21 protein-coding genes are annotated in these 26,026 nt (G+C 43.4%); 11 read left to right on the forward strand and 10 right to left on the reverse strand.

Translation table 11 applies throughout. The features are described 5' to 3' along the window. The first annotated feature begins 96 nt into the window (after positions 1-96). From HC733_RS07290 to HC733_RS07300, 3 genes are all read left to right on the forward strand, one after another. Positions 97-1,293 (forward strand): MFS transporter, encoded by a 1,197-nt coding sequence (locus HC733_RS07290; protein ID WP_238937480.1) that lies wholly within the window; start codon positions 97-99, stop codon positions 1,291-1,293. 200 nt (positions 1,294-1,493) lie between these two features. Continuing rightward, complete coding sequence (locus HC733_RS07295; protein WP_190364394.1) at positions 1,494-3,890, forward strand: TonB-dependent receptor domain-containing protein; 2,397 nt, start codon at positions 1,494-1,496, stop codon at positions 3,888-3,890. A 10-nt stretch (positions 3,891-3,900) separates the two neighbouring features. Continuing rightward, the gene (locus HC733_RS07300) at positions 3,901-4,851 is read left to right on the forward strand and encodes a carbohydrate kinase family protein (protein ID WP_238937481.1); all 951 of its coding nucleotides are present in this window, start codon (positions 3,901-3,903) and stop codon (positions 4,849-4,851) included. Between the two features lie 67 nt (positions 4,852-4,918). Here HC733_RS07300 and HC733_RS07305 read toward each other — a convergent pair whose 3' ends face one another. Next, positions 4,919-7,345 carry a zinc-dependent metalloprotease gene (locus HC733_RS07305; protein WP_190364395.1) on the reverse strand — a complete coding sequence of 809 codons (2,427 nt, stop codon included), beginning with the start codon at positions 7,343-7,345 and terminating at the stop codon, positions 4,919-4,921. Positions 7,346-7,502: 157 nt separating this feature from the next. On the opposite strand from HC733_RS07305, the gene HC733_RS07310 reads away from it, so the two are divergent. Continuing rightward, positions 7,503-8,471, forward strand: coding sequence for a class 1 fructose-bisphosphatase (locus HC733_RS07310; RefSeq protein WP_190364396.1), 969 nt, complete (start codon positions 7,503-7,505; stop codon positions 8,469-8,471). Between the two features lie 28 nt (positions 8,472-8,499). Here HC733_RS07310 and HC733_RS07315 read toward each other — a convergent pair whose 3' ends face one another. Continuing rightward, on the reverse strand, positions 8,500-8,979 hold the full coding sequence (locus HC733_RS07315) for a hypothetical protein (protein ID WP_190364397.1): 480 nt from the start codon (positions 8,977-8,979) through the stop codon (positions 8,500-8,502). A 15-nt stretch (positions 8,980-8,994) separates the two neighbouring features. Next, positions 8,995-9,324 carry a hypothetical protein gene (locus HC733_RS07320; protein WP_190364398.1) on the reverse strand — a complete coding sequence of 110 codons (330 nt, stop codon included), beginning with the start codon at positions 9,322-9,324 and terminating at the stop codon, positions 8,995-8,997. 89 nt (positions 9,325-9,413) lie between these two features. On the opposite strand from HC733_RS07320, the gene HC733_RS07325 reads away from it, so the two are divergent. After that, positions 9,414-9,683 carry a DUF5522 domain-containing protein gene (locus tag HC733_RS07325; protein WP_238937482.1) on the forward strand — a complete coding sequence of 90 codons (270 nt, stop codon included), beginning with the start codon at positions 9,414-9,416 and terminating at the stop codon, positions 9,681-9,683. Here HC733_RS07325 and HC733_RS07330 read toward each other — a convergent pair. Continuing rightward, positions 9,680-10,507: a rhodanese-like domain-containing protein gene (locus tag HC733_RS07330; protein WP_190364400.1), complete on the reverse strand. Its 828-nt coding sequence runs from the start codon at positions 10,505-10,507 to the stop codon at positions 9,680-9,682. The two genes, HC733_RS07325 and HC733_RS07330, sit on opposite strands and share 4 nt — an antisense overlap. 94 nt (positions 10,508-10,601) lie before the next feature. Between HC733_RS07330 and HC733_RS07335 the strand changes: the two genes are divergently transcribed. Next, the gene (locus tag HC733_RS07335) at positions 10,602-11,606 is read left to right on the forward strand and encodes a glycosyltransferase family 9 protein (RefSeq protein WP_238937483.1); all 1,005 of its coding nucleotides are present in this window, start codon (positions 10,602-10,604) and stop codon (positions 11,604-11,606) included. Here the strand turns inward: HC733_RS07335 and HC733_RS07340 are convergent. From HC733_RS07340 to HC733_RS07360, 5 genes are all read right to left on the reverse strand, one after another. Next, positions 11,603-11,992, reverse strand: a complete 390-nt coding sequence (locus HC733_RS07340; RefSeq protein ID WP_446727623.1) for a group I truncated hemoglobin — start codon at positions 11,990-11,992, stop codon at positions 11,603-11,605. The two genes, HC733_RS07335 and HC733_RS07340, sit on opposite strands and share 4 nt — an antisense overlap. Before the next feature lie 45 nt (positions 11,993-12,037). Further along, complete coding sequence (locus HC733_RS07345) at positions 12,038-12,859, reverse strand: DUF3034 family protein (protein WP_190364402.1); 822 nt, start codon at positions 12,857-12,859, stop codon at positions 12,038-12,040. After that, on the reverse strand, positions 12,846-15,161 hold the full coding sequence (locus HC733_RS07350; RefSeq protein WP_190364403.1) for a bifunctional diguanylate cyclase/phosphodiesterase: 2,316 nt from the start codon (positions 15,159-15,161) through the stop codon (positions 12,846-12,848). Before HC733_RS07350 ends, HC733_RS07345 begins: the two co-directional genes overlap by 14 nt. Beyond that, complete coding sequence (locus tag HC733_RS07355) at positions 15,151-15,810, reverse strand: methylamine utilization protein (protein WP_238937484.1); 660 nt, start codon at positions 15,808-15,810, stop codon at positions 15,151-15,153. Before HC733_RS07355 ends, HC733_RS07350 begins: the two co-directional genes overlap by 11 nt. A gap of 125 nt (positions 15,811-15,935) precedes the next feature. After that, entirely contained in the window at positions 15,936-17,042 is a 1,107-nt protein-coding gene (locus HC733_RS07360; protein WP_190364404.1) for a phosphoribosylaminoimidazolesuccinocarboxamide synthase, read from the reverse strand. Positions 17,043-17,243: 201 nt separating this feature from the next. Here HC733_RS07360 and HC733_RS07365 point away from each other — a divergent pair, with 201 nt between their 5' ends. The 5 genes from HC733_RS07365 (at position 17,244) to HC733_RS07385 (ending at position 23,091) form a co-directional block, all read left to right on the forward strand. After that, positions 17,244-17,930, forward strand: a complete 687-nt coding sequence (locus HC733_RS07365; protein ID WP_190364405.1) for an ABC transporter ATP-binding protein — start codon at positions 17,244-17,246, stop codon at positions 17,928-17,930. Beyond that, positions 17,927-19,240, forward strand: a complete 1,314-nt coding sequence (locus HC733_RS07370) for an ABC transporter permease (protein ID WP_190364406.1) — start codon at positions 17,927-17,929, stop codon at positions 19,238-19,240. The genes HC733_RS07365 and HC733_RS07370 overlap by 4 nt, the downstream gene beginning before the upstream one ends. A gap of 12 nt (positions 19,241-19,252) precedes the next feature. Beyond that, positions 19,253-19,732 carry a DUF3299 domain-containing protein gene (locus HC733_RS07375; protein ID WP_190364407.1) on the forward strand — a complete coding sequence of 160 codons (480 nt, stop codon included), beginning with the start codon at positions 19,253-19,255 and terminating at the stop codon, positions 19,730-19,732. 172 nt (positions 19,733-19,904) lie between these two features. Beyond that, positions 19,905-22,622 carry an Ig-like domain-containing protein gene (locus HC733_RS07380; protein ID WP_190364408.1) on the forward strand — a complete coding sequence of 906 codons (2,718 nt, stop codon included), beginning with the start codon at positions 19,905-19,907 and terminating at the stop codon, positions 22,620-22,622. Then, complete coding sequence (locus HC733_RS07385) at positions 22,609-23,091, forward strand: hypothetical protein (protein ID WP_190364409.1); 483 nt, start codon at positions 22,609-22,611, stop codon at positions 23,089-23,091. Before HC733_RS07380 ends, HC733_RS07385 begins: the two co-directional genes overlap by 14 nt. A gap of 241 nt (positions 23,092-23,332) precedes the next feature. Here the strand turns inward: HC733_RS07385 and HC733_RS07390 are convergent, their stop codons facing one another. Then, a complete protein-coding gene (locus HC733_RS07390; protein ID WP_190364410.1) occupies positions 23,333-25,930 on the reverse strand; it encodes a M14 family zinc carboxypeptidase in 2,598 nt (865 codons plus the stop codon). Positions 25,931-26,026: the final 96 nt, after the last annotated feature.

The following is a 26,026-nucleotide window of genomic DNA, read 5'->3' on the forward strand; positions in this document are numbered from 1 at the left end:
ATATTCAAGCATTATTTAAAATAAAATTGGCTGACACCCCAGACACACACACTAGACTTATTACAGATCAGCCAGTTAACCGTTGAGGCAAGTACTATGACAACCAGCAACTTAACAACGCTCCGCTGGCTGACGTATATGATGTTCTTTATGTTTGCGATGACATCAGACGCAGTGGGCGTGATCATTCCTGAATTGATCGAACAGTATAACCTAAGCATGACTCAGGCTAGTGCATTTCATTATGCCCCCATGATTTGGATAGCTATAAGTGGTTTATGTTTGGGCTTTCTGGCCGATAAAATTGGCCATAAATCCACTATTCTAATTGGCTTTACACTATTTTCCTTAGCATGCTTTGCCTTTGCCATTAGCAACAACTTTATAATATTTGTGGTGCTGTTAAGCCTCATAGGTGTTGCGATTGGCTTATTTAAAACAGCAGCACTGGCCCTGCTTGGCGATCTGAGCCCAACCAGCCACGCCCATACCAAAACCATGAATACCGTAGAGGGCTTTTTTGCCATCGGCGCAATCGTTGGCCCAGCTCTGGTAAGTTATATGATAACAGTGGGTGTTAGCTGGGTTTATCTTTATGTTTTAGCGGGTGTATTGTGTGTACTACTTAGTTTAGCAACGCTCAAAGTACACTTTGTCGCTAAGCCAAAGCCGCTATCTCAGCAGGCTCCAAGCTTTAAACACACGTTGCTAATGTTCAAAGACTTACATGCGCTGGGTTTTTCTGCAGCGATTGCCCTGTATGTTGCAACCGAAGTGGCCATTTATGTGTGGATGCCCACCTTGTTAAAAACCTATCAAGGCGAGTGGACCTTATTGGCGACCTATGCGTTAACCATTTTCTTTATACTAAGAGCACTAGGACGCTTTATGGCCACGTGGTTGTTAAATGTATTTAGCTGGCAGATCGTTATGCTGGTCCTAAGCGTTGCAATTTTTATATGTTATTTAGCCACTTACATTTTTGGTGTAAACGCAGCGGTGGTCAGCTTACCACTGAGTGGGCTGTTTATGTCGATGATCTACCCAACTCTAAATTCCAAAGGTATATCTTGCTTTGCAAAGCATCAACATGGGTCGGTAGCGGGTATTATCTTATTTTTTACCGCTTTGTCAGCCGCACTTGCGCCACTACTAATGGGCGTAGTAAGCGACTACTTTGGTCATATTCGACATGGTTTTGCCCTCGCTACCGCCTTTGCCGCCTTACTTATGTTCGCTATGTTTTATAACTGGTGGCGTAACCCTGCACAAATGCGTCTCGCGGCCGTCTAGAGTTGCCACAAAAGTGTTCAACGATGCACCAAAGTTGGACACTTTTTTATAATAAAAAACAGCAAGTTAAAATATAACGCACAATTATCGCGCAAATTATCATTGCAAAACACATTATTTTTGCTAACTTACTTAATCGATTAAGTATGTAGCTTCAGTTTAGTGTTCCATACTGCAAATTGACAACAATGAGGCATATTATGAGAAGAATAACCCCAACTTGGTTTGCGCTAAGTGCTATTACACTTGCCATAGGATCGAACGCATGGGCACAAGAACCAACACAAAATAACGCCAAGCAAAAAAATGAACTGGAAAAAATCATCGTGACGGGTGTGCCACAAAAGCGCACGGTTATGGCTTCAAGTGTCTCGGTTAGCAGCATCTCTGCGGAACAAATTAACGTTTCAACCCCCAGAACCACAGCTGAGGCTTTCAGAATTTTGCCCGGCGTTCGCTCTGAAGCAACTGGCGGTGATGGTAATGCCAACATCGCTGTTAGAGGTTTACCTGTCGCCTCTGGTGGGGCGAAGTTTTTGCAACTACAAGAAGATGGCCTACCTATTTTACAATTTGGCGATATTGCCTTTGGTAATGCTGATATTTTTATGCGCCTTGATAACACCGTGCAAACCGTTGAGTCTATTCGCGGTGGTTCGGCCTCGACGGCAGCAAGCAATGCACCAGGGGGCATTATCAACTTTATTTCTAAAACGGGCGAGAGTGAATCAGGTAGTATCGCAACTACATTCGGTTTAGATTACGACGAGTTTAGAACTGACTTTGAATTCGGTAGTTACTTGTCTGATTCTGTACGCTTTCATATTGGTGGTTTTGTGCGCCAAGGTGAAGGAGCCAGAAACACAGGTTACACAGGCAACAAAGGCGGTCAAATCAAAGCGAACCTGACCAAAGAATTTGATAGTGGTTATGTGCGCCTCTATTTTAAACATTTAGATGACAGAAGCACAGGCTACCTACCCATGCCAATGCACGCCAACGGCGACTCTTTAAGTAGGTTTGACGCGCTCGACGATACACCCCACTCAGCTTACTTTATAAAAACACAAGGGTTAGGCGCGAACAATGAAAATCGACAAGGGGATCTGCGCGATGGCATGCATCCGCAAGTTGACAGCTTTGGGGTAGAAGCTAGTTTTGATTTAGACAACAACTGGAAAATAGAAAACCGTTTACGTATTTCTAGCGTTAAAGGCACCTTTAATGCACCGTTTCCTGCCGAAGTGGGTGATGCACAAAATATCGCGTCAAGTATTGCTGATGAAAATGCAACACTAAAATATGCCAATGGTCCGCAAACAGGTATGACTGTAAGTGACCAAAATATCATGCGAATTCATACCTTTGATGTAGAAATGCAAGATTTTGGTTCGCTCGTGAACGATATTAAGTTAACTAAAACCCTAGACAGCGACACCGCCATCACTTTGGGCTTTTACACATCTGAGCAGAGCATTGCTATGTCTTGGCTGTGGAACTCTTATCTGATGGAGTTAAAGGGTGACAATGCGGCCCTGATAGATGTATTTGCCGCCGATGGTACGCCGTACTCTGACAATGGTCTCTATGCATACGGCACACCTGCTTGGGGTAACTGCTGTCAACGTAATTACGATACCGATTATTCTACCAAAGCGCCCTATATTGCCGTTTCTAGCCAGCTTGGTGATATTACCCTTGATGCCAGCGTACGCTATGACAAAGGGGAAGCGACAGGCACATACGCAGGTGCCGTGGTGTCAGAGCGAGATATTAACGGCGATGGCGTTATCTCCAAACCCGAAGAGCAAGTGGCAGGAATCAATCTAGCCAACCCAAGCGTAGTAAACTATGACTGGGACTATACCAGTTATTCAGTGGGTGCGAACTACCAAATCAATACCCATCGAGCCATTTTTGCTCGTGTCAGTGAAGGAGCCCGCGCCAATGCGGATCGCTTACTATTTGGTAAAGTTGCCTCAGATGGCAGTGTTGCAAAAGAAGATGCCATCGATGAAGTCACACAAATTGAATTAGGCATTAAACAGCGCTTTGACAGTGGTAGCTTGTTTGCCACCGCCTTTTACGCGCAAACTGAAGAGCAAAATTTTGAAGCCACCAGCCAAAAGTTTTTTGACCGCCAATACGAGGCACACGGGATAGAACTTGAAGGGGTCTATTTTGTCGGCTCATTTGACTTTAGAGGCAACGTCACTTGGACCGATGCCAAGATTGCCAAAGATGCATTATCTCCTGACGTGGTTGGTCACACACCGCGTCGTCAGGCTGATTTTATTTACTCACTCATGGGTCGTTACAACATGGAACAAGGTGCAATTGGAGTGAGCTTAATCGGTACCAGCGATGCGTATGCGCAAGACAATAATGATTTAAAGCTAGATGGATACACGCAAGTTAATGCTTTTGCCAGTTATGATGTAACACCAAATCTCTCAGTGTCTTTGAATGTTAACAACCTATTCGATACTGTTGGCATCACAGAAGCGGAAGAAGGCAGCATACCGAGCAACGGGATTATTCGCGCCCGCAGTATCAACGGTCGAACAACATCATTTACACTCAAGTATCAATTCTAGAGGGCCCACTATGTCACACAGTGCTGCGATGAAATTTACCTGTTTTGGCGAGGCATTAATTGATTTACTGCCTAATCAAGAAGGCGCGCTGTTGCCCATCGTCGGAGGGGCTCCAGCCAATGCCGCCGTGGGCTTTGCGAAGCTCGGTGGTACAGCTGAGTTTTTAGGCGGACTGGCAAACGACGCTTTTGGGAAAAAGATCCGCAGCACATTAGACTCTTATGGTGTAAAAACAAGGTACTGCCCTACTTTCGATAATACCAACACGGCACTTGCTGTTGTCACTCTTGATGAGTATAACGACCGGCAGTTTAGTTTTTATCGCAATCAAACTGCCGATCTCTTGGTGAGCGAAGCTCACTTTGCCACGTTTCAGTGGCCTATATGTGGATTATTTCATTTTTGCTCTAACACGCTCACTACCAGTGAGATTAGCAAAACACACATGGCGCTACTTAAACAAGCGGCTGTACATCAACAACTGATTAGTTTTGATGTAAACCTTAGACTGAATTTATGGCATGACGTATCGCAACTGAGCAGCCGAATTGAAGCCTGTTATGCGTACAGCGACATTCTCAAATTTAGCCTTGAAGAGCTGGAATACCTGAGCCAAGCGGCTAATTCAACATCACAGCAATATTGTCATTGGTTGTTTACTTTGGGCGTTAAAGTTGTACTGGTGTCAAATGGTAAACACCCTGTAAAACTGATCACCCAATCGCGATGTATCGAAGTGCCCACGCCTGATGTTCAAGTGGTTGATACCACTGGTGCAGGTGATAGTCTGATCAGCGGTTTTTTATTCTATATCTCGCAACTTGGTGTGAACAAAGAGAACTTAGCCAATAACACTCATAAGCTAGAGTTAGCCGCTAGGTTTGCGGTGAAATGCGGCGCACATACCTGTACTCAACTTGGCGTCATGCAGGCATTACCTACGCATGAGCAAGTGTCTTAATAGTGCTTTGTTATACAATTAAAAAAGCTGGCCAAGTGCCAGCTTTTTATTACTTACATCAATGGCCTTAAATCGGCGAGCCTGGCGGCATCTTCAAGGCTTTAAACCCGTCTGGCCATTTACCTGTTTCAAGGAATGCATTGACCTGCCTTGCTAATTCGTGACGGTAAGCAGTTTCTTCGCTCACGTTGCTAAACAACGATTGCTGATCAAACTGTTTTGCGACGCGCATCAGCTGGAATCTAAGCTGCGCTTGTACTTCAGGCTCAACTTTATCGGAACTGGCAAGCTGCGCCATACGTGCTGCCGTCAAATACTGTACACGTTGGCTAAGTTTTAGCGCCATTGTCCCTGTGCTTTGCGCATCAAATACTTTTCTATACAAAGCGTTTAGCATTTGTACCAGACCAAAATGTTTGGCATCCCGAGCATGCTGCTGCGATAAACGATTTAAACGCTCAGCATTAAGCAATAGGCTTAAACTATGATTAGCGGCCACTTCAGGTAATGCCATAGCATCAAGCACCAAACCGGTTCTGCCATAAATACTCTCTCGCGTTTTGCTTTCACCATATGCTTTGGGTGTGATAAGTGCCAATACACGCTCTGGAATACGTAACTGCTCTGCATCTAGCGTTTTTAATATGGCTTGCAGCGCTTTTCGTTGCTGCGCGTTGTCTACAATTTTGGCCCCTTTGAGCGCTTGAGCAGTGCGTACTTCATAGCTGTAATCTACTCCACCGATGAGTTTGACCGCAGACTCCACTTGATAGCGGTGGAATAAGTACAGTGGTACCAGTTTTTCTTCCAGTTGAGACAGCGCCACGCCGGCCTTGATATTATTAATACCAAAGCTGTTTAACGCTTGCTTGCGTACCTCAAGCACACGTTGCAGCTCTGTAACTGGATCGTTGCCGTTATCCCACAAGTGCGCTGTAGGGTGTGCGCCACCTTGCGCTCTTGCATCACTATCAGAGATAAACTCTAATCCTAACTCACGGTTTTCATCCAAAATAGCTTGTAATTCAGCCGCTTCATCTGACTTGCTAAAATCACTGTAGCCATATTTAATCACTTGTGTATCCCAAGCACCCATGCCTTTGGCATAGCCTTGCGTGATGTCTAACTTGCCATTTTTATCAAAACCAACCAGCGGATGAGGGTAATCCATCACCGACGCTCTATCTTTGATAGAAGCAGAGAAGTTATGGGCAATCCCTAGCGTATGACCAATCTCATGGGCACTGAGCTGGCGTATTCTATCTAGTGCCATATCGTGTAAACGACTCACTACCTCATCGCCTTTAACAAATGGTGCCGCTAATGCTTCAGCAATGAGAATGTCTTGGCGAACTCGCAAAGAACCTAACGTGACGTGACCTTTAATGATCTCCCCCGTACGCGGGTCAATGACAGATGCGCCATACGACCAACCGCGTGTTGCTCGATGCACCCATTGGATCACGTTATAGCGAATATCCATTGGATCGGCGCTTTCGGGCAAAATTTTAATTTGAAACGCATTTTTATAACCCGCAGCGGCAAACGCACTGTCCCACCATTTTCCGCCGTCTAGCAACGCCGTTTTTACAGGCTCAGGTACACCAGGGTCAAGGTAGTAAACAATTGGCTCTACTGGCTCACTCGCTTTCGCTGAAGGGTCTTTTTTCGCTAAGCGATGGCGCGGAATGTAACGCACGAGCATAGACTCGCCCAACGGTGCTGAGTAATCTTTATGCTCTATGCTCCAATAGCCCGATTGAGGGTGGAATTTACGAGGCTGGTAATTATCGTCTGGTAATTTAACCAGTGAGTGGTGCTGATGTACGGTGATAGCATATGGATCAGCAACCGCTTGGCGAACATATTCACCAGGCTTAGACCCTGTAAAGGTGAGCACCGCCTCTAATTCAGTGTTTTCAACAAAAGCCTTACTACGGGGCATAAACACCGCGCTACGCGTTTTATCTAGACTAAAGCTCCCCTGCTCGCGCTGTTCCAATGTTCTACTTACCGCATGCACATCCGACAACAGGTAAGGCGTGTAATCAATAAGCACACTATCAGCGTCTTCAGCTACGACGGTGAATCCTTGCAAAATACTGGATGCAAACGCCTCGTTGACACTTTGCTGCTCAGCAGGGTTGGTAGAGCTTGCACGATAGTAACTATTCAAAGCGCGCAGCATCACTTTATCGCCAAAACGTTCAAATTGAACAAGATAAGTGCCGCCTAGCTGCCCTCTATCTAGGCCAATGTCATTGGAACCCACCCCATAAGGTAGGCTATGCTGTAATAAAAATGGCTGCTTGAACTTATCAACATCTAAGTAAATTTTGCCGTTGTTGGTATCGGCATAAAAGGAATAATAGCCAGGAAAACGATTTAACTTGTCAGTAAACTCGTCAATGGGCTTAATTGCTGCGACGGCTTGAGTTATCATAGCGCCTAGCAAAGTACAGAGAATGAAAGATAGCTTCCCTATTTTTCGCATATTCTTACCTTGTTATTAGTGGTTTTAATGGCTGATTTAAACCCAGTATATAAAATTGTATACAAAATTCAGCTATTTTAAGACGAAATTACGTGCAGCGTTGGTCTCCTCTCACAATTTATAGACTGCTGCCATAACGTTATCAGGATCAAAAACTATGCGTAGACTCCCTCCAGTGCTTATTGAAGATGGTTGTTCAAGAGAGTTACTTTCTCTTATTCGTACAATTTTAGCGGCATGTAAAGAGATTTCATTCCGTGTTGGTCAAGGTGCCCTATCAGGCGTACTCGGCTCAACACTTGATGAGAACATTCAAGGTGAAACTCAAAAAAAGCTAGACGTTTTATCTAACCAACTTTTAAAAGACATCCTACTAGAGTCAGGCTACGTAAAAGCGATTGCATCGGAAGAAGAAGACTACACGGTAGCGGGCAACCCAAATGCCGACTACATTGTGGCATTTGACCCACTAGATGGCTCATCAAATACCGATATTAACTCACTTGTGGGTACTATCTTCTCAATAATGAGAGCGCCAAAAGATTCAGACCCAGCCGATGAGCGTATTTTCATGCAGCCTGGCCATCAGCAAGTTGCTGCAGGTTATGTACTTTACGGGCCATGCACCACCTTAGCACTGACTATTGGTAAAGGCACACGTATTTTCACATTGGATAAAACTCACGGCAGCTTTATGTTGACTGAAGAATTTGCAAAAATTCCTGAAGATACCAAAGAGTTTGCCATTAATGCTTCTAATCAACGTCATTGGCAGACTGCAATGCAAAACTACGTTAATGACCTTTTAGCAGGTGAAACAGGCCCACGAGGTAAAGACTTCAACATGCGCTGGATTGCTGCCATGGTAGGTGATGTGCATCGTGTACTGTGTCGTGGTGGTTTATTTACCTACCCTGCCGACACTAAAGATCCTAACAAGCCATTTAAGCTACGTTTATTATACGAAGCCAACCCAATGGCTATGCTCATTGAGCAAGCGGGCGGTATCGCTCACACAGGTGAGCAACGTATTTTGGATATTGATCCACAAGAGATCCACCAGCGAGTGCCAGTGATATTAGGCTCTAAGAACGAAGTGGAAGCGTGCTTGGGGTATCATAAGTAAACTTAACATATGAAGTGAAAAGCGAGCATCAGCTCGCTTTTTTCATATATTGCCACTGTGCCTGTGGTATTTCTCGCGCCACTAAGGCTGGATTTTCAAATCCCCATTTGTCTTTAAGCCATGTCAGCATGCGCGCTTCTAGCACGGGTTCTAACGCTAGCAAAGATTCATCTAGCCAATAATGTAACTCGCTGTCGTAACCGTCGACTTCACTCGCATCAATATAAACACTCCCAATACATTGCTTGTCGGCGGCATCGAATACACAAAATCCGTAGGCGATGTTTTCGTTAAACTCTCGTACATGGTGCTCCATGACAGCAGTGTTATCTGCTACAGTCATCTCTGGCTTTGGCCATTCGGTTTGACCTGCAAATAACTGACGCAGCCTGACTTGATTGCGCATCACAAGCTCATAGTCTATTTCACTAAACTTTGGGTGCATTGCATGAAGGGTAAAATTGGCATCTTGGTAATAGTGTGCATTTGCCTTTGCTTTAAGCGGCATTGATATATTCCTTTTTTATTTTAACAGCGCCATTATTTGGCTTATTTTATAGAGGGTTAGCTCACCCATTTGCTCAGGATTAGAAAGCGCATAGAGTACTCCCTCAACTTGGCTGTGATCAATGTCCCCGCGCATTTCTAATAAACTTGCCCACATTTCTATGTCATCCATATCAACTTGCCCGTGCAGTACTTGCTCCAAAGCGGCACATATATCGACGTTACTGACAACGTAGCAGACTTTATTCTGTGGGTAATGCATCAGGCGCGCGTATACGTTCTGATATCCTGGGGCAAAACGCACCAAAGCGGCTAAATCTTGGTAATGGGCTGTGGTATTATCCATGTTGTTATTCATTTGTGTTGAAAAAATTCATGTCATGTTCTAATTGCGGACTTCAAATAACATGCAGTGCCAACGCGCAATGCTGGTGTATGGAATTGCCCAACATTTTACCTTTATCAGACGCCAATGGCTGTTTATGCAGAGCTTGTTTGATAACAAAGTTACGCACGTACATTGATAGCCTAAGCCAAAGGCCCATTAGTGAGCAACTGGCATTAGCCCGCCCGTTCAAGCATTCAGCGGCCATTGCAGGACTTGACTACAGCATTGAACAAGGCTTGTTAGTCATGAGTCGTTGGGCTCATCTCAAGCGCGGTAGCTGCTGTGGCAATGGATGTAAGCACTGCCCTTTTAGTTAAGCACCGGTTGCTACTGGTAAGTCGATGGGTTGTCCCCATTCACTCCAAGAGCCATCATATACTGCCAAGTTGGCATAACCACATTCATCAGCTGCCATCGCTAAAATACAGGCGGTGACGCCCGAACCGCAGCTAAATTGTAAAGCTTGATCGGTCACACCTAACTGAGTGAATAGAGATTTTAACTCACTCACAGACTTTACTAATCCCTGTTCATTAAGTATTTGCTGATACGGCAGGCTTTTACTATTGGGAATATGCCCGCTGCGCATGTTATCTCGCGGCTCTGGGTCTTCGCCAGTAAAGCGTTTGGCACTTCGTGCATCAAGTAATAAAACCGATTCATCCTCAATAGCACTGAGTACTTGCTGACTATCAATAAAGTAATTATCTTGTGGTTTTGCAACAAAATCTCCCACTTTTTGGACAATTGCATACTCTTGCGCGCAGGGCAAACCTAACTCTAACCAGCGCGGCAATCCACCATCAAGTACATACACCTGCTCAAATCCCATGCTTTTAAACATCCACCATGCTCGGGCGGCACTGAACAATCCCATGTCGTCGTAAACAATCACGGTATCGTTTTGGTTAATCCCCAGCTGGCGCATATTAGCTTGAAACTGCGCACTATCACACATAGTGTTAGGCAAACTCGCAGTTGGGTTTGATAATGCGCCACTGATATCAAAACGCTTAGCTGTGTCGATAATTGCACTCGGTGCATAGGGTTTGTTCACTCCCGGTTTAACAATCCCTGCATCTAGCACATGTACCTTATTTAGCTGTTCCGCTAGCCATTCACAACTTTTTAAATTTTTCACATCTTCTCCTTTGTTTGTTGTAACAGATGAAGTTTTGCTTATTATCACGTTATACTAGCGCTATATTAAGGTGCAATACAGCTGCGATGTTATTTTGAAACCACTGCAAACTACCCAAGTTACTGGCGCAATTTTGGTCGTATTACCTAAATTTATTGGCGATGCAATAAATACCTTACCAGCCATAGATATGCTGCGTGAATTCTATCCCAACAATGATATCTATTTGTTAGCGCGTCCATTTATGTGCGAGATTTTTGCTCGAAATGCAACGAACAAATTGCATGTGATTGCCGACAAACGCCATGATAGCGGTGACACACATTCAGTGTTTGCTAAAGCTAAGTACCTCAAGCAATACCAATTCGCGATGGCGGTACTTTTTCGGGGGTCGCTAAGCGAAGCGCTATTGTGTACGTTTGCAGGTATTAAATATATTTTAGGCTACCGCCAAAATGGTCGTACACCACTACTTAGCCATGGCTTAAAACTTAATCCCAACCATCATTATCTTCACCGCTACTGCCAACTTGTGAATGATTGTCACGGCCAGCCATTCAGGTACTATCAATTACCCAAACTAAGCTATCAAGCGACTGACAGAGTAGCAAATCATCAAACGCATACCTCGGTGGCCGTTTACTTTGGTGGCAAAAACAAAGGGCCACGTCATTATCCTAACGAACTCGCCTTACAGGCTTTGCAACTCATAGCTAAGCAAAAAGAAGTACACTTTTATTTGCTTGGCGACCCGTCTGAAAAAGAGGAAAGTCAGCAGCTTGCAAGTCAACTAGTTGCCCACGATATTGCCGTCACTGTACTTACTGGCACTACCAGCTTATCGGAACTAGTGGATTGTATTGCTGCATGCCAATTGATGATAAGTATTGATTCAGGTCCTATGCATATGGCTGTGGCCGTTGATACTCCTTGCGTCGCTGTCGTTGGTTTTGGCACCTCTGCGTGGTCAGTTGTGGCCCCCAAAAATAAGCAATTTACTGCGCTTATTAGCCAAAGCTGCTGTCTTGATGAAAATGAGATTATAAAAGCAATAAGCCCAGAACAAATTACGCAAGCCGCTCTTGAGCTGCTAAGTTAAATTTTAATGATCTGAGCACGCAATGGGGCCAAGCGCGCTAAAATTTTGTTTTGCAGGCGGTGACTCAGTCCAACATCTGTCATCGCAGCAATTAACAGGTCAACGGTGTGATTAAAATCATGTTCGTTGATTTTCATACCCGTGTGGATCTGCGCCATACTGTCACCTTCATATTTACACGGGCCATCCAGCACATCACACATGTGCGTAATAAATCCAGTGCGAAAATGGCTGACATTGGTTTGCTTGAAATAAGGAAAAATCACCTCATCTTGACCAATTTGCTTAATAAATGCATCTACTAGCCTTTCAAGTCCAGCTTGTTCGCCTACTTGCTGATAAAAAGAGTTTGGCGTACTTTGGCATGCTGACAAAGTAACCGCCATAGCGATTGCCAGCAATAATCTCTTGTAGGTTTTATCCAGACTCATTTAAAAATACCCTGCGATTGACACGTACCAACCAGTTTGTTTATCAACACCTGCAATGGAGCCTAAGTCTAACCATGCCGCTGTTACATTCAGTGATTTATTAGGAAACCACGCAATAAAGATATCTCTCCAGTGGCTCTCCCCTAATCCCAAATTATTTAGCTTTTCACGAAACTCCGCGCCAAGCGCAATTTCTCTTGATAAAAATACTGCGCTGCTGGCCTCTAACAACCATTTTTTATCCGCATCCTTTGCGCCAAACCCTAACAAACCTGTTTGGTTTGCCTCACTGTATCTGGCCGTGATATTCCAAAACCAGTTATAACCATAGAGCGCCCCTAAGTGCAGCTTACTCGCAGCGAAATAAATATCGTTGCCATGCGTACTTTCAGCGCCGACAAGCTTGGCAACCTTGCCATCTTTTAACGATTTATGCTGTATACCCGCGCTAAGTTGTGGCCAATCACTATAGACAATATCGCCATACAGTCTCACTTTTACACCGCTAATTTTTTGATCAATGCGAGTACTAAGCGCGGGAACATCAAATTCTTGTTCGGCATAACTCAGCTCAATACGGTTGAATAAATTACCTTGAACACCGCATACATCTAAAGAATAGTTTTTAACATGACCACGACTACAAAAAGCCGCAATAGACCACTCATCTTCACTTGCATAACCTGCTAGCTGCGCCCATGGAACAAGCCCACCACCGGCGCTGCCTTCTATTTGTGAAACACCGGGCGTAGCCAACAGTTTGCCAGCGGCAAATGCGGTGTTACAAAATAGTGAGATGATGAAAAAACTAACCCACTTCATTGTAATTACCTAACCAATCAAGGAATTCACGCGCAGGCAGAGGACGACTTAAATGATAGCCTTGAGCATAATCGCAGCGCATTTGTTTAAGTAAATTCAAAGACTCTAAGTTCTCAACCCCTTCAGATACCACTGAAAAACCAAGTTGATGTCCCAAAGAGATGGTTGATTGCACGATACACTGATCTTGATGAGATTCATTGAGTTTTAAAATAAATACTTTATCAAGTTTGAGCTCATCAATAGGTAACATTTTGAGCCTCCCCAGCGAAGTTTGACCAACCCCATAGTCATCTAGAGAAATCATAACCCCCAAAGACTTCAACGCCTTGAGCGTGTTTATGCCCTGCTCCTCATTTTCGATCATGTCGCGCTCAGTCAACTCAATGGTAATCAGCTTTGCTGGCACTGCGTGTTTAATGAGTTGATTTTCTAAATGGTTAAGAAACTCACTATGTGCGATATCTTGCGCGGAAACATTAATTGCCGCTTTCATAGTCAGCCCTTCTTTGAGCCAAGTGCCCACTTGCGCAACCACAGTACATACCACCCATTGAGTGAGCTCTACAATCAAGCCAGATTGTTCTGCCAAATCAATAAACAACTCGGGAGACACCCACTCCCCGTTATTGCGCTGCCAGCGTATTAACGCCTCTACCTTATCTATTTGACCACTGTTAATATTAAGCTTAGGCTGATATGCCATAAATAACTGGCCGTCGTCGTTGTGCAAAGCGTGTTTTAGCTCGTCAATGATCTGCAAACGCTCCAAATGGGCCTCATCTTCACCATTTTGGTAAAAATAAACCTCATGCCTATCTTGAGCTGCAGTATCAACCGCTATTAAAGCTCGGCGAACCATATCTTCCGGGGTTTGCGCTTGTTCTGGATATTGCACCACGCCGATACTAAAACGCAGTGTTATCTCTAAATTTTGGATCTCGTAGTGTTGATTAAGCGCCTGCTGCAACTGCGCAACGCGCTGCTGTTTTGATATATTCGAGCTAACTTCTATGACACTTAAAAACTCATCGCCCCCCAACCGAGCGTTAAAGCCAACAAGTCCCTGCGTAGACTCTTTAATGCGTTGTGCCACGGCTTGAATACAGCTATCTCCCACCCTTGGACCAAGTTTGTCATTGATATGACGAAGACCTTTTATATCCAAAGCAACCAGATAAAACGCACTTTCTTGTTCTGTATGTTGCGATAGTAGATCGAGCGCAGCGGTGCGGTTATAAAAACCCGTTAGTGAGTCATGTCTGGCCTGAAAGCGAATTTGTTTCTCACGGGTTTGAATGTCTGCGCCCATCTCCTGAAACGCATCAACCAGCTCACACACCTCTTTGCTGGGCCGTGACTCTGATATTTTTGCCCGATAGTTACCCTGAGCAAACTGTTTTGCCATTACCGTAAGTTGCTGCAGTGGCGTTGCCAAATTGCTGGCTAAAATCCCGCTGGTAATAAAGCCTAAAATAATGGTGCCAAATGACAATAAGATCACGGTCAACACCAACTTATCAAATTCTTGATAGTGCTCACTCAAATCAGCACTGAGTACAACACGTATCGGGTTATCTTCAAGCCCTGGCAGTTGTAATTTAGCACTGAGGTAAACAGGGTCTTCACCAAACCAGCGCTCTACTATTTGGCTATCTATATACTCAAGTAATGTAAGGTGTGGTGGATGACCGAGCAGTGTTGTTGTTTTGAGTCCGGTATTTGTCGCGATAAAACTTATTTCCATACCCGTTAGTTCTTTTAGCTCCTTCGCCACACTGGTATCAATCACAAATCCAACCATACTGTAGGCAATTGTTCTGGGGGCTTTAACAGGTAATACAATAACTTGGTAAAGCGCTTCGTTAATCACCATAAACGTTGAGCTATTACCTTGTGCAAGCAGCTGCTTTAACAATGTTGAAGTATCTGATGGTAACTCGATATCGCGTTTGTCTGCTGATATCAGCTTTCCTTGGGTATCAAATAGCAACATCAAGTCTGCATCTATGCGTTGGCTATGGTTGTAAAGTACACTGCTGATGGTATCCGCATCGCGTGTCGCAACCGCTTGCTTAAAACCAAAGTCAGCGGTTAATACTGTTGCTGCTGTTACCAACAAACGTTCTTTTGCTTTTAGATATTGTTGATAAACATTTTTTGCAACTTGCATATCTTGTTGCACTTGGCTTTCGTTAAAGTGACTTGTTGACCACCAAAAGCTCACTAAACTCGACACGGCGGTCAGTAGCACTAGGCCAACGCATAACATGATAATGCGATGTTTTAAGCTAGTTCCCATGATGTTCCTTAAACATTTCTCCAAATGTATTACGCGCTGCGGGCTTGGTAAGTTTAATTTCTACTTTACTATTACTGTGGCTGCCAGCAGGCCAATCATGTTCAGTGCGCTCAATGATCTCGTTCGCTTGTTCTGGGTGCCATAACAAATAAGACGTTGCGGTGTCGGGTAGCGTCACTCGCCCTTGCGCATCAGAAACAAAATGTGCACTTGACTGAGCAATATAAATATAGCCAACCATCGAGTCATGAATATTGCAACCCAGCACCACCACTCCAGGCTGTTCAAAAGTAATGGGCGCTTTTGGCGTACCTGCATAAAGCTTGAGTTCAAACGGTTTTGCTGGTGAAAAAGAATACACATGATGGCGAATGTCATCACTATTTGGAAAAGACACCTGCTGCCCTTTTACAATCGTTAGTAACTTTGGGGCAAACCGCTTTTGAACCTGATCCATGATTGCGGGCGTTTTTGTGACCGGTTGTTGCTGCACGGTTGATTGCAATAACTCAACCACAGCATGTTCCAAAGGTTTACCAAATTGATCCACGATGGTCAGTGTTTTTGCCTGTAGCACCAAGCTAACACAGCTCAATACCGACAAACTCAGCACCATACCGACGCGCTTTTTTAGATTGTAACTAGGCATACCTTGCCTTAATTTACTCAACGTAACTGTAAGTAAAATTGACTAGCCACACAATTGCAAGGCATTTGAGAGATAAGCGCCAATAAACACCCCAAACGGTGTTTATTGGCTAAGTCTTTGGCAGGTTAGCTATTTTCTATTAAACCATACTGACTATCTAGAATTGCTATAACTTCTGCACGAGGATCAGGAGGAATAACCAGTTCCTTACCAACAATCTTGCTAGCAATACCTACATAGGTTTCTGAGACTGACATCATAACATCAACTGGTAGCTGATAGTTCTGCGCCAATGCTTCGCGCTCACCCATGCGATCTTTATTTAATAACACGTCAGCATCGGGCACATTATTGATCAGCAGTTGGCGGAAACCCTCTTTTGAGTTTTCAATTATCCTGCCATCACGATATGCAGGACCATCCCAAATACGCGATGAATCAGGAGTACCTACTTCGTCAATGTAAATCAGCTTTTCTTGACCATCAGTATCTTCTACGTAGCCAAACTCAAACTTGGTATCAACAAAAATTTGATCTAGTTTTGCAAGCTCGGCACTAATTAAATCAAAACCTTGCGCTAGTAGCTGCTCATACTTGGCCACGTCATCTTCTGACTTGAAGTTAAACGCTTCCAAGTTATCAGTGATATTTTTTCTACTGATGTTAACGTCATCAACCGCTGGCACATCATCAAGACCCGTGATAATACCCTTTGTTGAAGGAGTGATTAAAAGCTCAGGTAACTTTTGATTTGCTTGTAGGCCTTCAGGTAGTTCGATGCCGCAGAAGTTGCGAATGCCTTTAGCATAGTCGCGCCACATGCTGCCAGTGATATACTGACGAGCAATTGCTTCGACTCTGACTGTGCTTGCTTTGCGTACAATCCACACGTATGGATGAGGAATATCAACAATGTGGTTGCCAGCAAGACCTGCTTCATCAAACAGTTTAAACCAATGTGACGCCACACTATTGAGGGCAATACCTTTTCCTGGCACACCATTAAGGCCGTTTTCACCTTGCCAGATACAGTCAAATGCTGAAATGCGGTCAGAGATCACCATAATTGCCAACTCAGTACCTACTGGTACGTCATAGCCTTTATCCGCAATTAGGCGGGCACTATCTTCATCGGTGAGCCAGTAAACTGAACGAACTTTACCGCTGTGAACTGCACCTTTCGTGCGAATTGGTAGATCGTCATTGACGTCTAAAACTTTGTAGCTACTCATTATTTCTCCAAGGCCGGATGCACCTTGCTAAAGGGTGCAAAAAAATGAGGGGGTTAGGAGGCGTTATAATAATCGTAAAGCAGCAAAATCTCAATCCGCAACGTGGTTTGCCGCACAAAGTTTAAGTTTTACCGACACAAGGTTTAGCCAAGCGTTAATCTGATATACCATCTTCAACTCAATAGCATTGGTAGCGTACAAATGATTGAAATTAACGATTTGCTCTACTCGTGGCAAAAAAGGGCTACGCCCACTTTGGCGATAAAGCACTTGCAAATAAACCAAGGTGAGCGAGTGTTTTTGCATGGGCCAAGTGGCAGCGGTAAGTCCACCTTGCTGGGATTACTTGCGGGTATAAACCCTGTACAGCAAGGCGATATTGTTATACTTGGGCAATCTCTTGCCAAGCTGTCTCATGCCAAAAAAGACCGATTTAGAGCCGATCACATAGGAACTATTTTTCAAAATTTTAATTTATTGCCCTATTTAAGTCCGCTTGAAAATGTCATTCTCGGATGTGAATTTTCACCTGCTCGCTCTAAAAAAGCGCAACAAGATGGTAAAAGTGTCGCAAGCCAAGCAATCAGTTTACTCAGCGCACTTGGCATTGAAGCGCATCAATTACATTGCAATGTATCCACTCTTAGCATTGGTCAACAGCAGCGTGTAGCAGCAGCAAGAGCTTTTATCGGTCGTCCTGAAATTATTATTGCAGATGAGCCAACTTCAGCACTTGACGCGGATACCCGGGAAGCCTTTATTACTACGCTCTTCTCGCAAGCCAAAAAGTATCAAGCAACTATTATTTTTGTAAGTCATGATAAGAGCTTAGCGAAGTTGTTTGATCGAGAGATTAGTTTACCTAGCATTAATGGAGCAAGCCAATGACCCTGTTAAAATTGGCTTTAAAGAGCTGCTATAATCGCCGTGCAAGTGTATTACTCACCCTTTTCACCATCGCTATCAGTGTCATGCTATTGCTGAGCATCGAGCGGGTACGGGTAGATGCTAAAAGTAGTTTCAGCAATACTATTTCAAGCACAGACTTAATTGTTGGCGCACGCACGGGAGACATTCAGTTGTTGCTGGCAAGCGTTTTTCGTATCGGCCACAGCAATAATGCTGTTAGTTGGCAAAGCTATCAAGACATAAAACAACAGCGTGGTGTTGCTTGGACAATACCCATTAGCTTGGGCGACAGTCATAAAGGTCATGCCGTATTAGGCACTGATGAAAATTACTTCACCCACTTTCGCTTTGGCAAAAAGCAGTCGTTAAAATTTAGCTCCGGTCGAGCGTTTCATAATGCTCAAGAGGTTGTGCTCGGTAGCGAGGTTGCCAAAAAATTACACTATCACCTAGGTCAACAAATTGTGATTTCACATGGTATGGGTAACACCAGCTTTCATCATCATGATGATAACCCGATGACCATTGTCGGCATTTTAGCGCCAACGGGAACGCCCGTAGATAAAACCGTGCATGTGCCGTTAATTGCCATTGAGACCATACATGCTAATGCAAATGTGCCACGCGCTATAAAACAAAAAGGAAGTGAAGCGAAAAGGCAGCCTCCCCTTGAACATGATCACAACCATGCCCATGCATCATTAGAAAGCAAACTAGGCGACTTAATTGGTACTCCTAAGCAAATAACCGCTTTTCTTATGGGCTTTGATTCGCCTTTATACACGTTACAAGTACGCCGTAATATCAATCAGTATAAAGCGGAACCTTTATTGGCAATCATGCCCACTGTGACATTAAAAGAACTTTGGGAAATGCTAGACATTGTTGAGAAAATTCTGCTGCTTTTTTCTATGGTAGTCGTCGTCATCAGTCTTTTAGGTATGCTAACAACACTATTAGCTACCCTGAATCAGCGTCGCAGAGAGCTGGCAATTTTACGCTCGGTCGGCGCTAGGCCGTGGCATATTTTCAGCCTAATGAGTTTTGAAGCAATCCTAATTACTCTAACAGGCTGCATATTTGGCATACTTGGCTTTTATACCGCACTGTTTGCTATTGAACCGCTGTTACAAAGTCAATTTGGGATCAGCTTAAATATTAACATTTTATCTTCCTATGAACTGACCTTGTTAAGCGTTATCATGATTGCTGGCACCGTGATGGGTCTTATTCCTGCTGCTCGAGCCTATTTTTATTCATTGGCCGATGGTATGAGTATCAAAATTTAAGAGAGTATTTATATGCGATTTATTTCCCTACTTTTAATGGGTTTGCTCAGCTTGGCAGTACAAGCTACTCCGCCTAAAGAGATTTTTTGGGAAGACCTCATCCCAAAAGGCCATGTACAAATAACGAATCAAGATGCAGCCAGCCACGAAGGCACTGACCAAAATTGGGTGCAGCCAAACTTAGATGCGCCGGTTGTAAAAAGCTTAGACGGCCAATCAGTGAGCTTACCGGGTTTTGTTGTACCACTTGAAGGTGATAACCAGCTAATAAGCGAATTTTTATTGGTGCCATATTTTGGCGCGTGTATTCACGTTCCGCCACCACCTCCCAATCAAATCGTTCACGTAAAAATCAAAGGGGGCGTACCCATCGAGAGTTTATATGATGCCATCACAGTAACTGGTGTCATTAAAGTTGAAACTTGGCAAGGGGAGTTGGCGCAAACTGGTTATACCATGCAAGCTGTAGGTGTTTCACCATTTGAGCTCTAGCCAAAAAATAGTAAAGTGAATGTGCTGTCTTCTTGCACATTCACACACAATATATTCCACATCTTTTATACATTTGTTTACATATTCCCAATAAAACAAAGTGTTATTTGTAGACATCGAAAAATTGTCTCAGCTATAGTGTTCCTATAATAACAACCATAAAACAGAACCTATGAAAAACAAACTGCTTAAATTATCCGTATTGAGTTTGGCACTAACCCACCTAAGTGGTTGTGACCTTTTTGACAATAAAGATAAAAATGTTGAACCTTACATCGGTGCTGATCTTGCGAAAAGTATTGACGAGCGTAGCCAAGTAACAGGCCAACTGCACATTATTGATAGGGATGGCCGTATTAAGGCAAGAAGCGTACTTCAAACTGATGGACCAGAGGTGATTGACCTTCAAATAACCGAAAACCAGATTAGCTTTATTACACCAGAAGTAGCGAATGACACAGAAATAGAATTTACTATTCAAGCGACTGACGATGACGGCGCTAGTAGCGAGTTAATACTCACTAGCATCATAAAACAGGTCAACCGAACCCCACAAGCCACCCCGCAAACGATCTCGGTGCAATTCAATGAAAGTGTCGAATTTAGCCTCGTAGCACAAGACCCAGATAACGATTTACTCGCTTTCTCGTTGCAAGATCCTGAGATTGGGGAGTTGCAATTGGTGAATGAAGACCAACAGACTTATCGCTATACTCCAGGTAAGAATGCAATCGCAGAGCAAGTAATAACCCTAGAGGTCAATGATGGGCAGCTATCTGATACAGCGGTGATTACGCTTAAAATTGTGGATACCAGTGCCCCGCTGCTGCTTGAAAGCACCCCAAAACATCAAAGCCCTCTATTCAAAGTAGACGAGTCTATTGAATTAGTATTTTCAGATAATATGGATGCCGCCTGGCTTACAGCTCAATCAGGTCCACAATGCAGCGGTCCAATTCAACTAAGTGCTAATGACTATAGCAGTTGTTTGCCATATGACATTTCTGGCTTGCAACAAGACGAACAGTTTATCGTTACCATAAAACCATCTAACGTTTTGGATAACGAAGCCACCTATCAGTTAAAAATCACTGATCAAGTAACCAATTTTCATGGCACCGCATTAGCACAACAGCAAGTTATTCTTTTCAAAACCGGGTCGGATGGATTACTCATAAGTGAAATATCGGCATCACAATATCCAGAAGATAACCGCTGGATAGAAATATTTAACGGCACCGCCAATGATGTGGATTTAGGGCATTACAGTATTGTTGCTAACAGCTTAAAATTAGATGATTACTCTGAACAAGGGGAACGTACTTTCCCGCTCCCCTCTCATACTCTCGCCTCTGGTGAGTTTATCGTAGTGCAAAGCCAAGCAGGTCCACAAATCTGGCAAAACGGCACAACCAATTCAGCTCAACTGATACTGATTGGCGATGGTGAATATGCACCCGCTTGGGATAGCTCAGGCTTTGTTGAGCTTAAAAGCAATGACACTACCATAGATTTTGTACGCTTCGGAAAGTCAACCAAAGAGCCTAGCTCGGCTGAGCAATGGAACGACACAACATCCATCACATCGCCATCTATTGCATTAGGGCAAAGTTTAGTGCGTTCACAATTACTCAACGACACAAATTCGGCAGCTGATTGGCAAGTTGCAACCTTTATGACTCCCGCAGGCCCAAATGATGTTAACTGTAGTGATGATAAGGATTTAGATGGGATCCCTGATTGTGCTGAGCAACCAAACTCTACTTTTGCTGGCTTGCCACTGTATGACTGGGGTGCCAGAGTCGAGCAACGCGATATTTTTATTGAAGTAGACTATATGCAAAGCGAAGACGCTGGAGTGAGACCGCATAAAGCATCATTAGATAAAGTCAAAGAAGCATTTGCTCAGCAAGGTATTGCAGTACATTTTGACACAGGTTCACTTTTTCACCCTGATGAGGGCACCTCAACAGAGCTTCACGACCTCGGTGGTGGTAATGAAGTAGCATTTGCCCCAAGCACCTCATTTGCGACACAAAAGGGTGCACCTAGTATTTTAGAGTACAAGGCAAAGCACTTTGATTTACGTCGTCGTCCAATCTTTCACTATCTGCTGATGGCCAACAGCCAACAACCCGATGGCAGCCCAGGTTCTTCAGGCGTTGCAGAGCTTTACGGCAACGATCTAATTATCTCAATGGGCGGCTGGGGTTTAACTACCACCACACCAGCGATGGAAAATTTAACTTATAACTTGCAAGCGGGTACCATCATGCACGAGCTAGGTCATAACCTTGGCTTGCTCCACGGCGGCAACGACAACGCAAACTTTAAACCAAATCATGTCAGCGTCATGAACTACATGTATCAACTCGATGGCTTACCGACAATCGGCAATAACGAAGGCGATAGATACTTCAGAATGTTTTATCGAGACAATGCTAACTGTTTCCCGGAGGGCTCAGAAATTATAAATGGTCCATTTGGCTCAATAGAGAACTTTACCATTAGTTACTCTCATGGCACCAATACTACCATTAATGAAGCACTCATTGATGAAAGTAAAGGTCTTCACAATGCAGGTTCTAGCAGTGTTGATTTTGACTGTAACGGCAGTCAATCCGATATTCTTACAAACTTTGATATCAACGGCGATCAAGACACTGTCGGTGTATTAACTGACTTTGATGAATGGTCTAACTTAGTACTTAATTTTGCCACATATTGGAGCGGTGCAAATAGTGGTCTTAGTCAAAATCGCACGTCTAACACGACTAAAGTGTCACGTTCGATTATGCATTCTGATAAGCAAGCTATACAAAAAGAGCAAATGCCGCCAACATATCTTCTTAAGTTAATAAAACAAGTGGCAAATTATGAAAAAAACTAGCATTTTGCTAGCTGCTACACTAGTAGTCGCTGGGTGTAATCACCTAGCTGCTACTAGCCAAGATACCTGGGCGATGACAAAGCAAGGACTCACTTACCAGGGAATGATTGTTGAACAAAACAACGCCAAAGAACTAACCTGCACAGGGTGCAAAGTAACACAACAAACAGTTTTAACGCCATTTGGTCCCAGTTATTACACTAAACTGCATGTGAATGATCAATTAAAGGCAATCTGGGGACTAAGCCCTAACGCTGAGCTATTTATTCCTAATAACTCTGGGCGCTCGCTCATTGTGCTAAAAAAAGAACAAAATTCAGATTCCTGGCAAGCTTCGTTCAATGGTCAAACTCACCTCATAAACGTTGCGCAACCTCATCAACTCACAATAGGTGCTGTTGACTATACGCTGTTAGTTACTTCGTCCAAACAAGCGCAAAATTTTACATATAGCCTATTGGTCAACTAGGAGATGTCTACCTTTTACGCTTTTTCCTAGGAGAGCCCTGTTTAAAGCGCTGTGAGTTTGTCGTGAAAAAGAATAAAAAAAGACTATTTATCTGTTGCAATAACAAAAAAAAAGATACATTCTGATAACAGCAAAAAGATTTTTTTTTACATCTAAGAGCCATGCACTTATGTAAATTAGAATATAGAGCTCAGAATTCTCCAAACATTATTAAGGCCGCTTTTGCGGCCTTAGTTTTGTCTTAACTTTGCACCTTACCTCTTCCGGGGTAATGAACAACAGCAGGTTGTGAATAATTAGGTACATGATCGTAACTAAATACCGCGTAGTACTTTTCTATATCCGCATTACCAAAATTATCAAATGTATATTGGTCTGGTCCGCCGTAAAGTTTGACTCCATCAAAGGGAGAACGTGGGGGATGAAAGCGATTTCTAACCACAAAACTACCGACAAGATCAGCGTTATCTGGGTTCAACCACGTTAATTTTACTACGCCATTATCTACTTGTGTTTGTAAATGTATGGGCGCAGGCAATGCTTCAACTCGCCTTTCAATATACTCTACATGTAATTTGGCAGGTTGCACATCATTACAATCTTGCCAATGTACCAGTGCATCACGTGCTTGTGATTCAGCCGTTGCGCGAATAATAAAGTACAAAGGAGTCTGAGCTTTATGTAATCGGGCTAACTCTTTTAAACTGTAACTATCAAAAATAAAGTTATGCGCTGTACGCTCTTTTAGCTGCTCGTTACTCACTTCATAGCCAATGTATTCTATTTTTTGCCGCTGTTTAACATGTTTAAAATCTACATCTTTAAGCTCCACCAGCTCTACCGTAAAACGCACATCTTTGGCAGAAGCGAGGCTATTTGTATTATACAAAGTTAAACAAGCTTGCGTGAATACGGTGCGATCAGGTGCTAGGCATTCATTGAGCTCAAATGCTAATTGACCATAAACAATTTCTCCATTTGCATCAAATCCAGAAGCAAGTTTATCTGCTACCACTTTGTCTTTATAAATCGTGTTACAACTACTGGCCAGCACAGTATCTGAACGCTCAGGCAGTTGATAAATCAGCTCTAAATTAGGGCGATAGTGGAGCCCACCACCAAAAGTGCCATACCCAATATCAAACTGCATTACTTGAGAGTCGTTACCCAAAGGTAAGCTTTGTGGGCCTTGAATGCGCAGTAACAAGGTTTGCTGAGTCAATAAAGACTCAAGTAAGCTCCGCTCTACGCCGTTAAATGACCAACGTAGCCAAATACCTTGGGTCATTTTGTCCGATTCTATTGTCTGACCTAGCGTATGCAGCGGTTTTGCTTCATGAATTGTCGCAAAATCATAAATATCATCAACCAAGTTCCCATCTAAAATCGAAATCGACCATTCGCCGTATTTTTCAATTTTTGCAGCAACACGATTCATTGGGTATAAGAATAACTGAGCGGTGGCGACATGGGAGCCATCAGGAATAGTACTTAAATCAAAGGCAACAACCCCAATGCTTATACCTCGTTTCTTGTCGACGCCAATGAACATCGAGTTATAACCAAAATGCTCTTTATTTTTATTCAGATAATGCTGTGATAAATAACCCACTTGCTCGCGTGCGGGAAACAATGTTCGGCCGCATTCATTATCGGCTAACATCGTTTTTAAGCGCAGTTCAGGACTAAATGGCGACTTAATTTTTGTCACCTTATCAACAGCGCGAATATTGTAAAAATAAAAATGTCCACTTTTAAGCTGAGTATCTAAGAAAGACTGCGACTTAGTAATAGCAACGAGATTCTCTTCGGTACAAGGACTTTTATTGTGTTCACTGCGATATACTTCAAAGTAAATATCATCACGCTCCTGATATCGCCACTCTAACTCTACGGTATCACGGCCTACATTCTTGATAGTAAATTCAGCCACACGTGATGGAGCTAAAGGTGAGTAATTTATCGCTTCACTTAATGCATAGGCAACAGCGGGAATATTTTCTGCCACACTTTGTGCCATGTTTTTCATGTAATCGGGAATATTACGCGTTCCCACTTCAACAACCGTCGCAATGATCCCTCTGCGATAATAGTACTCTCGGCCACTACCTTGGATCAGCTGAGCAGGAGGCTTGCCTCTGTGAATACCGTACTGTCGACCCGTCACCTTTTTTATCTCGTTATTCATATTGGCACACAGCACGTTAAGATCAGTCCCCTCTATTTCAACTTCATGATTAAACTTATGCGCTGGGAAAAACACATTCCCTTGGGAGTGATAATCAAGTGCTATGCGAATATTCTCATGACTCTCAACAAAGTCGCGAATAGCGGATGTTTCAGGTTCTGAAAATGCGTGTGGTCCACCATAGGTATTCGATTGGGTGTTTTGGTTACGCATAAACTTAGCATCAAAGTTGCGATTCAAATCAACCCCAAAAGTACCGTCACCATTATTACGGCGATTTTTACGCCAAAATGAAAAATGATTACGAGAGTACTCAAAACCATCAGGGTTCAAACACGGCACCATATATAAGGTATTACGGGTTAATGCAGTTTGTAACTTAGGGTTAAACCTGTAGTTATCAATTACATACTGTATAAATTTAATGGCCAATTCATTGCCTATCCACTCTCTAGCATGAATCGAACCGGTATACAGCAAAGCGGGTTTATCATCTGCATAGGTAACGTCTAACGACACTGTCACTAGCATGATAGGGCGTCCTTCCCATGTTTCACCTATACTCTGCAAGCGAATTAAGTGAGGATGCTCACTCATACTTTTTTGCAAAAAATCAATGGTATCTTGATACGATGCATATTGGATTTTCATAGTATTTCCATACAGCTAGATTATTTAGTTACCTTGTCGCAAGCGCTATCACTTAAAGCAAAAGCACTTGCGAGGTAGCAATAAACTCACAATTGA

Origin of the sequence: Pseudoalteromonas sp. S16_S37 (assembly GCF_014694405.1) — a bacterium.
Taxonomy (GTDB): domain Bacteria; phylum Pseudomonadota; class Gammaproteobacteria; order Enterobacterales; family Alteromonadaceae; genus Pseudoalteromonas.

Excerpts from the sequence above, each read along its gene's own strand:
- HC733_RS07375 (WP_190364407.1), top strand. The coding sequence starts at position 19,253 with ATGCGATTTATTTCCCTACTTTTAATGGGTTTGCTCAGCTTGGCAGTA.
- HC733_RS07380 (WP_190364408.1), top strand. The coding sequence starts at position 19,905 with ATGAAAAACAAACTGCTTAAATTATCCGTATTGAGTTTGGCACTAACC.
- HC733_RS07390 (WP_190364410.1), bottom strand. The coding sequence starts at position 25,930 with ATGAAAATCCAATATGCATCGTATCAAGATACCATTGATTTTTTGCAA.
- HC733_RS07360 (WP_190364404.1), bottom strand. The coding sequence starts at position 17,042 with ATGAGTAGCTACAAAGTTTTAGACGTCAATGACGATCTACCAATTCGC.
- HC733_RS07320 (WP_190364398.1), bottom strand. The coding sequence starts at position 9,324 with ATGGATAATACCACAGCCCATTACCAAGATTTAGCCGCTTTGGTGCGT.
- HC733_RS07290 (WP_238937480.1), top strand. The coding sequence starts at position 97 with ATGACAACCAGCAACTTAACAACGCTCCGCTGGCTGACGTATATGATG.
- HC733_RS07305 (WP_190364395.1), bottom strand. The coding sequence starts at position 7,345 with ATGCGAAAAATAGGGAAGCTATCTTTCATTCTCTGTACTTTGCTAGGC.
- HC733_RS07370 (WP_190364406.1), top strand. The coding sequence starts at position 17,927 with ATGACCCTGTTAAAATTGGCTTTAAAGAGCTGCTATAATCGCCGTGCA.
- HC733_RS07385 (WP_190364409.1), top strand. The coding sequence starts at position 22,609 with ATGAAAAAAACTAGCATTTTGCTAGCTGCTACACTAGTAGTCGCTGGG.
- HC733_RS07355 (WP_238937484.1), bottom strand. The coding sequence starts at position 15,810 with ATGCCTAGTTACAATCTAAAAAAGCGCGTCGGTATGGTGCTGAGTTTG.
- HC733_RS07300 (WP_238937481.1), top strand. The coding sequence starts at position 3,901 with ATGTCACACAGTGCTGCGATGAAATTTACCTGTTTTGGCGAGGCATTA.
- HC733_RS07315 (WP_190364397.1), bottom strand. The coding sequence starts at position 8,979 with ATGCCGCTTAAAGCAAAGGCAAATGCACACTATTACCAAGATGCCAAT.
- HC733_RS07310 (WP_190364396.1), top strand. The coding sequence starts at position 7,503 with ATGCGTAGACTCCCTCCAGTGCTTATTGAAGATGGTTGTTCAAGAGAG.
- HC733_RS07350 (WP_190364403.1), bottom strand. The coding sequence starts at position 15,161 with ATGGGAACTAGCTTAAAACATCGCATTATCATGTTATGCGTTGGCCTA.
- HC733_RS07295 (WP_190364394.1), top strand. The coding sequence starts at position 1,494 with ATGAGAAGAATAACCCCAACTTGGTTTGCGCTAAGTGCTATTACACTT.
- HC733_RS07345 (WP_190364402.1), bottom strand. The coding sequence starts at position 12,859 with ATGAAGTGGGTTAGTTTTTTCATCATCTCACTATTTTGTAACACCGCA.
- HC733_RS07340 (WP_446727623.1), bottom strand. The coding sequence starts at position 11,992 with ATGGCGGTTACTTTGTCAGCATGCCAAAGTACGCCAAACTCTTTTTAT.
- HC733_RS07325 (WP_238937482.1), top strand. The coding sequence starts at position 9,414 with ATGGAATTGCCCAACATTTTACCTTTATCAGACGCCAATGGCTGTTTA.
- HC733_RS07365 (WP_190364405.1), top strand. The coding sequence starts at position 17,244 with ATGATTGAAATTAACGATTTGCTCTACTCGTGGCAAAAAAGGGCTACG.